Here is a 7,825-nt window from a genome sequence, read left to right as displayed (position 1 = left end):
CTTGCCTAACCGGAGAGTTTTGAGTAGAATTCGCGCCATTGTTATAAATTATCATGACGTGTCGCTACCTAAGGTATGCTGGACACGGATCGGAGTCAGAAAACATGTATGCTGTTTTCCTAAGCGGTGGCAAACAACACCGCGTTGCTGAAGGTCAAACTCTTCGTCTAGAACTTCTAGATGTTGAAGCTGGTTCAAGCATCGAATTTAACGAAGTATTAATGGTTGCAAACGGCGAGAATATCGAAGTTGGCGCACCTTACCTTGAAGGTAAAAAAATCACTGCTGAAGTGGTATCTCACGGACGTGCGGACAAGGTTAAAATCCTTAAATTCCGTCGTCGTAAGCACTCTCGTAAACAGATGGGTCACCGTCAATGGTTTACAGAAGTTAAGATAACTAAAATCGCTTAATTAGGAGTTCTAAAAGATGGCACATAAAAAAGCTGGTGGTAGTACCAACAACGGTCGTGATTCAGAAAGCAAACGCTTAGGCGTTAAACGCTTTGGTGGCGAATCTGTTCTTGCGGGTAACATTCTAGTTCGTCAACGTGGTACTAAATTCCACGCTGGTACAAACGTAGGTTGTGGTCGTGACCACACTCTATTCGCTAAAGCTAGCGGTAAAGTGCAGTTCGAAATTAAAGGACCACAAAACCGTAAGTTCATTAGCATTGTAGCTGAATAATTTCAGTACAAACTAAGAATTTTTAAACCCCGCCTATATGGCGGGGTTTTTTTATTGCTAAAATTAATATGAGCAATAAAAAATAATAAAATAGTAAACATTGAGAGAGAATATTGACCCATACTTGCTGGTTAAGCTTGGTTAGTCATGACACTCCATAATAAGTTGATAGTTGCACGGATTGATTAATTCACCAACCGAGTGAAAATGAGGTCAGTACGCGATTAATTAATCCGTGCAACTAACTGCATTCCTAATTTGTAGGAGCGATAGCGAAATGAAATTTGTAGATGAAACCCGAATCAAAGTTGAAGCCGGTGATGGCGGCAGTGGTTGTGTAAGCTTCCGCCGTGAAAAATATGTTGCCCGTGGTGGCCCTGATGGTGGTGACGGCGGTGACGGTGGTCATGTATATATGATTGCTGATGAAAACTTAAATACGCTTGTCGATTTTCGTTTTGTTCGCTTCCATAAAGCCGAACGTGGTGAGAATGGTCGCGCTAAAGATCAAACTGGCGCACGTGGTGAAGATATTACTTTACGTGTACCGGTTGGTACGCGTGTTGCAGATGATGATACTGGTGAAGTTATTGCCGATCTTGTTATGCACGGCCAACGTCAAATGGTCGCGAAAGCTGGTTTCCATGGTCTTGGTAACACTCGTTTTAAAAGCAGTGTAAACCGTGCACCACGTCAAAAGACGTTAGGTACACCAGGTGAAGTGCGTAGCTTACGCCTAGAACTGATGTTACTTGCTGACGTAGGTCTATTAGGTCTACCAAACGCAGGTAAATCTACTTTTATTCGTGCAATCTCTGCAGCGAAACCAAAAGTAGCTAACTACCCGTTTACCACATTAGTACCTAACCTAGGTGTAGTAAGTGCAGGCCCTGAACGTAGCTTCGTGGTTGCCGATATTCCTGGTCTTATTGAAGGCGCTTCTGATGGTGCTGGTCTAGGTATCCGTTTCTTACGTCACTTAGAACGTTGTCGTTTAATGGTTCACATTGTTGATCTATTACCTGAGGACATAAGTGATCCAGCAGAAAACGCAAAAGTTATTGTGAGTGAGCTGAAGAAATACAGTGAAAAACTCGCAGCAAAAACATGTTGGTTAGTATTTAACAAAACCGATCTTGTATTAGAAGACGAAGCGAACGAAACAATTAAACGCGTTGTAGAAGCGATTAATTGGGAAGGCGAAGTATATACTATGTCTGCTTCAAGTGGTGTTGGTACCAAAGATCTTGTTCGCGCGATGATGGAGCAAATTGAATCACTGCCGCGTCCGAAGATTGAAATGCCAGTTGAAGATGACGGTGATGTTGGTTTCTTATGGGATGAATACCATAAAGATCAAATTGCTAATCACGCCGTTATCGAAGAAGATGATGATGATTGGGATGACTGGGACGAACACCCTAACACTGTTTATGTGCAAGACTAAATAAACACTTTTGCAGTTGAGAATAAGTGTACTAGGCTCAATGTAGTTGTTAACTATATTGAGCCTTTTTTATGCCAGAAATCCGATATGAAATTTCAACCACTGAGATTAAACCGTTTACTTATAAAACACCGCTAGTCAGCGTTGATAGTAATGGTGAGCTGCAACTTACCCACTCTAAGAGTGCCGATGGTGATGTTCATGTAAAAACAATTACCTTCCTTAATTTAGTTGGTCGAAACGAAGCGGGTGACATGGTTTCTTTTGAGCCTATGGATTATGTGAACCGCTTCCTAATGGCTCACCATATCGAAGAAGATCGTGAAGAATCAGCTCAATACGCAAAAGCTTTGGTACATTACTTTTCCTACATCATCGCGCTTCAAGAGGCTTGGGACAAGGAGTATGATGAATATTTATTTGATGAATTAATCGATTTACCACGTCCAAGATGGGATTTTATGCCTAGTCGTAAATCTCAACGTCCAACTTATATGTACCGAGATGCAGTAAAGAAATCTGTCACCGAACCTGGTGATAATCAAAAACCTCTCGCCAAAACAACGGCCAGCGCCTACGTGCGCGGAGTTATTAAATTTTACTCTTTCCACCTTATCATAGGCTATGAATTCAATAACAAGCCATTTCAACACGAAATCGTAACCATCAACTTTGAAGCCCCCGAAACCAGTATGAAGGCTTATCTCTCAAAAAAGTCTATACAACAGACCTTCGTCTAAATTTTCCTAAGTCTAAACGTAACTACGGTGGGAGCTTACCTTCGTCAAGGCGCGACCTTAGGCCCCTGAGCAACCGAGATTGGAATGCTATAGAAAATATTTTGCAGAATACCAAGCGAGTTATTAAGAATGTAAAAGGTAAAAAAAAGCTAGTCAGTCTAGCAATAGAGTATTGTTTATTCTTCCTTGTTGCACGCTTTACAGGATTAAGAAAAGAAGAAGTAGCGAGTTTACATACAGGTCAAATAATTAACCCTGACATGAAAAAGCCAATGTTAATGTTCGGTGTTGGTGACGAATATGGCTCTCTCACTAAAACTAAAGATGGCACGAACAAATCAAGACAAACAGTTATACCAAGTGCCATCATGAAAAAATTGTATAAATATACGAAATCCCCTCGCTATAAAAAACGCCAAGAGAAATTTCAAGAGCTCTGTGATAAAAAGCGAGAAGAAGGTGAAACGGCTTTCTTTGAGAGCGTTGACGGTGTAGATGCGAATAAATGTTATGTCTTTATAAGCGCAACAGGTGTGCCGTTCTTCTTGAAACTAAATGAATTAAACAATCGCTGGAATGAAGTTCGCAACACTGCTAAAGAGGTGGTCGGGCATGATATTGATGCTGTGATCCATAACTTAAGATCAACGTTTGCAGTGGCACTTTTTAGAATGCTGCTTAAGAAAAAAGATGCGGATACAGCGCTAGCGATGGTGTCTGGATTTTTAGGGCATGAGAGTTTAGCCATTACATTACTTTATTTAAAAATAGCTGAAGAAGAACCGACTGGTGATGAAATTTACGAAGACGTACTCGAATTTTTAGGTGTGTTTGATGATATGGGCGAGTTAGAGGATAAGCTACTACCGAGCGAAGGAGAGCAGTCATGAGTGATATAGATAGCACACCATCCCTCACCAAGGGTAGTAAACGTAAAGCTCTAATAGTCAATAAAGACAGTGTAGTGCCGACAGCAAGTGTAGAGTCATTAGCGATATCGGATTTAGTGTTAACCTTCGAGAGTGGAAAAACTTACTTTAAACGATTGCAGTATTTTGGTTGCCCTCCGCTGACAACCAGAGGCGAGTTAAAACCTGAACTTGAATATAAAAAAATGCATCGAGATGAGTTTGTACGCCTTATATATAGAATGTTTAAACCGGATTATGGATCGTCACTAGGAGGTTATGCTAATTCAGTAATGTTATACATTAGGTGGTTGGACAATGAGGGGCTTACTCCTATCGAGGGTGATTATTTCCACAATGAACTGATTGATTTATACATGACGTTTTGGGGGGCTAAAGTAAGAAAAGGCGCTAATAAGGGGTCGTGGGTAAACGTAAAATCGGCATTTTCTTGGATATTGAAAGCTTTAAATCGAACCGCCGATGCCTACAGATTAGTCTCAATTAAAGGGGTGAGAAAAGACAGAAAAAAGACCCAAGGGTTAGATGTGATAGGTCAGATGAAACCACTACTTAGATCTTACTTTAGAGCATTCGTCGGGTTTAAAGGACATATTGAAGAAGGGACGGTGCCTACCATCCATCCAATATTCGATGAAAAGTTGTTTGAAGTCCAAGTAAAACTGAATGAGTGGACAAAAGGACAGCGGGCAGATAAGTGTGATGCATTTAGATCGGCAGTGTCGAAAATGGATACATCATGGCTTAATCAATTTTCTCGGATTGCCGCAATGATCACCTTTGCGTTCACAGGGCAAAATACAAATCCGCTTTTAAAGCTACGTCTCAGCGATATTGTGTTTCAGCAGCTTCATGCTGGAAAATTCATCCTTAACATGGAAAAAGCCAGAGCAAAGTATTTATCATTTGATACATCCTTGGGGTTCTCGCTTCATGCTCGTCGGTTTATGGAATCGTGGCTGTCACTGTCGGTAAAGCTACAGGCTGGAAGTAAAGATGGTTGGCTTTTCCCGTATTGGAAAGATAATGGTGAAGTGAGTAACTTTATTGGTAAACAAGCACCTCATATTTCGACTAATCGTTTGACTAAATACTTGGGTTTACCTCATGTGACGCCAAGAATTTTACGTCAGACTAAAATAGATACCTTGATGAAGGTGACGGAAGATATTTATCTGGTGTCCATGTCAGCCAATAATGAGGTCAGCACAGTCAAAGCTTGTTACTCTCATGGACTGGCACAAGACCACGAACGTAATCTTGCTGCCTCGAATCAGGCCACTTTTGATATAGCGAAAGGCAAAACTATTGAAGATGCCGTTCAAGGCGCTAAATATACTTTTTTTGATGTCTTGAGTGAATATGATTACAAACGATTACGTGAAGGTAAAGACAACCCCAATGAATCACAAACACCCTTGGGCGTGAGATGTCAAAATAATAAGAAAGGTGCGGCAAGTATTATTGACAAGAACCTCAAAAGAAACGGGGTTGATATGCCAGAAAAAGAAGCTTTCTGTACTGATTTTTTAGGTTGTTTTGGGTGTGAGTATCACAAGTTAGTGGCGGCAGTTGAAGATATTTGGTTGATGCTATCATTCAGAGAAACACTGACCGAGATGGGTCAGTATCCGACCGTAAACTCCTTACCCAAAGGTAAATATCAAGACCTGTGTAGAACCATTGATGCCATTCTAGTAGGTTTCAAAGAGGTTTCTGAAGAAAATTACAATCAAGCTTTAGAGCAGCAAAAGTCCTCACCGCACCCTCTCTACTCAACGGTTTACAGCTTGAATGACTTAATGGAGGTATTTAAATGATGGAAGAAAAGCAAGTGCAATCAGGCGTGATTCGAGGACGAACACCGACTTCCGCAGATAACTCTTTCCGTGGTAAACCCATTACTTATACAGATGAGGGGCTGGTTTTATCTTATCATTATGATGATGTATGGGACTTTACTGCTCAGGAAGATAGGGGGGTGCATAGCCGTACTGGCGTTGCTTTCACCCAGACTGACCCCGAGCACAAGAAAGAGATACAGGATACACTCTTTGACCTTTATAAGCTCTTTGAGAAAAGGGATAAGATTGCACCGACATCTAACCAGCTTACAGCTTGGAAAAGAGGCCTTCAACACCTCAGTCGCTTACTAGGCCACACCAACTGGTCGGTATTTGATGACCGCATGGAGTTAAAGCGTTTTAAACGAGCATTGAAAAAGCGTCAGCTTAGCTTAGGCAATGTTTCGAATATGGGGACTACTCTGAGCATGCTTTTCGATGGCATGGTGCTTCATAACCGAATAGATTCGAAAGCACTGAGAGCTCTATCGAGCAATAAACCCAAAAAGCAACACATTGCTATACCTATCTGTATGTACCAACAGATACTTACTCGTGCGCTAGCCTCCGTTGAAAAATATCATCCTTATCGCCATCAAATCTCAACGATGATGGAGAAAGCTTATGATATTCAAGAGCGGATACTAAATGGGGAAGACATCACAGGTAACTATGCTCCCCTCTCGTTATCTAATCGTAAGGCTGGACTAAGGCTAAGAGTGTCGAGAGCATGCAAGAGTATTGAACACTCTATTCCTGATTACAAAGTGGATCTTAATGGCGTGGCGAACTTAGAGATTCAGACAGCATGTATGATTGTTATTCTCGCTTTTAGCGGGGCTAGAATTGGTGAGACGTCGAGCTTTAACAAGAACAGCTACACGACAAAATCCAATAATGGTAAAGATATTGCTGTATTGATTGGGGAAACAACCAAAGGGAATGACGGCAAACCTAAACAAGAAGTTTGGCAGTCTCACCCTGTAAGTCAAAGTGCTTTAGAGTTAGCAGAAGATATGCACCACTCACTGTGTCAGAGATATAAATCTAAAATACAAAGGAAAAGTGAGTCAGGTGAGTATCATGCTGCAAAAAAGAGATTTGCGTTAAAACAGGTTCAATCGGCTTTTATTCCTCCTTGTTTCGGTTTTCAAAAAGATACCTATGTGGCGACGCATATGAGTCGAAATATTACAAAGCAAACGAAACAGTGGGGCATTAAAGCAACGTCAGCAGACGTCGAAGAGTTCAATCTGCTGAACCCTGCATGGGAAGGGACATTAAAAATCGGTGGTTTTTTGCCAAAGCTCACACCGCATGATTTCAGACGCACCTTTGCCGTCTTTTTTAAACGATATAATTTTGGCAGTGCTGCGGGTATCAAGTTTCAGTTCAAGCAACACAACATCAATATGGCTGATTATTACGCCAACAACGCCACTCTAATGCACATGAATGATGTTCTGTTAGATAAAGATCTTCTAAAAGAGATACACGAAGCGGGCATTGCGCTAGGCGTAGACATCTACGATGAGATTTACAATAAAAGTGAAAATCTGAGCGATCTCGGTGGTGAAGATATTGTAAAGAATAAACTAGAGGATCAGCTAAAGAAGCTAAAGAGCGGTAACGACATCTACATGTCGAGAGAAGATATTGAGAAAGGGGTACGAAGTGGTGAGCTTGCTATTGTTCAATTGCCTACAGGTGGTTACTGCACTAACACTTCTTGTGAACGAGTCTGTGGTATTAGTCAGTTTATTGCTGAGAAGAGCAAGTGTATTCATCAAGTTTACACTGACAAGGCCGCTAAACTCCTAGCAAGGCAGAGGAAGCGAACAATTGATCAGTTTAAAGGCATGAACTTAGGGGACAGGCTTAAAAACAGTATTTTAGCTGGACTAAAACAAAAAATACTCGACGCTGAAATTACGCTTAAGAAGCACAAAATTGAGTTTGAACCGTTCATTGATGAAATAGTAGGAGTGATGACATGAGTGCTAAGCGAGAATTAACTGAGACTCAAAAACTAACTGAAGCGAGATTGCGTGACGCATTACAGAGATTGCTTGATGGCGTCCCCACTAAGACCAAAGCGGCTGGCTTGCTTACGCTGAATAAAGTTAATAAAGAGGCGGGCCTTGGGCATAGTTATATACATAAGTTCACCGACTTTAT

The 7,825-nt window shown here is 41.2% G+C and carries 7 protein-coding genes and 1 pseudogene; all 8 read left to right on the top strand.

Going from position 1 to position 7,825, the window contains the following annotated elements:
- Positions 1-104: 104 nt before the first annotated feature.
- Positions 105-413 carry a 50S ribosomal protein L21 gene (gene rplU, locus PE36_RS23060; protein WP_006034531.1) on the top strand — a complete coding sequence of 103 codons (309 nt, stop codon included), beginning with the start codon at positions 105-107 and terminating at the stop codon, positions 411-413.
- A 16-nt stretch (positions 414-429) separates the two neighbouring features.
- Entirely contained in the window at positions 430-687 is a 258-nt protein-coding gene (rpmA, locus tag PE36_RS23055; protein ID WP_006034530.1) for a 50S ribosomal protein L27, read from the top strand.
- Between the two features lie 277 nt (positions 688-964).
- Entirely contained in the window at positions 965-2,134 is a 1,170-nt protein-coding gene (gene cgtA, locus PE36_RS23050; RefSeq protein WP_006034529.1) for an Obg family GTPase CgtA, read from the top strand.
- A 71-nt stretch (positions 2,135-2,205) separates the two neighbouring features.
- On the top strand, positions 2,206-2,874 hold the full coding sequence (locus PE36_RS24845; protein WP_006034528.1) for a hypothetical protein: 669 nt from the start codon (positions 2,206-2,208) through the stop codon (positions 2,872-2,874).
- Positions 2,875-2,975: 101 nt separating this feature from the next.
- Positions 2,976-3,764 (top strand): site-specific integrase, encoded by a 789-nt coding sequence (locus PE36_RS24840; protein ID WP_006034527.1) that lies wholly within the window; start codon positions 2,976-2,978, stop codon positions 3,762-3,764.
- Entirely contained in the window at positions 3,761-5,623 is a 1,863-nt protein-coding gene (locus PE36_RS23040; protein WP_006034526.1) for a hypothetical protein, read from the top strand. Before PE36_RS24840 ends, PE36_RS23040 begins: the two co-directional genes overlap by 4 nt.
- Positions 5,620-7,644 (top strand): hypothetical protein, encoded by a 2,025-nt coding sequence (locus PE36_RS23035; RefSeq protein ID WP_006034525.1) that lies wholly within the window; start codon positions 5,620-5,622, stop codon positions 7,642-7,644. The genes PE36_RS23040 and PE36_RS23035 overlap by 4 nt, the downstream gene beginning before the upstream one ends.
- A pseudogene (locus PE36_RS23030) lies at positions 7,641-7,825 on the top strand (hypothetical protein); the annotation flags it as partial. The gene PE36_RS23035 and the pseudogene PE36_RS23030, both read left to right, overlap by 4 nt.

The sequence above is a fragment of the Moritella sp. PE36 genome, assembly GCF_000170855.1.
GTDB lineage: Bacteria > Pseudomonadota > Gammaproteobacteria > Enterobacterales > Moritellaceae > Moritella.
This window is presented reverse-complemented; position numbering and strand designations above follow the sequence as displayed.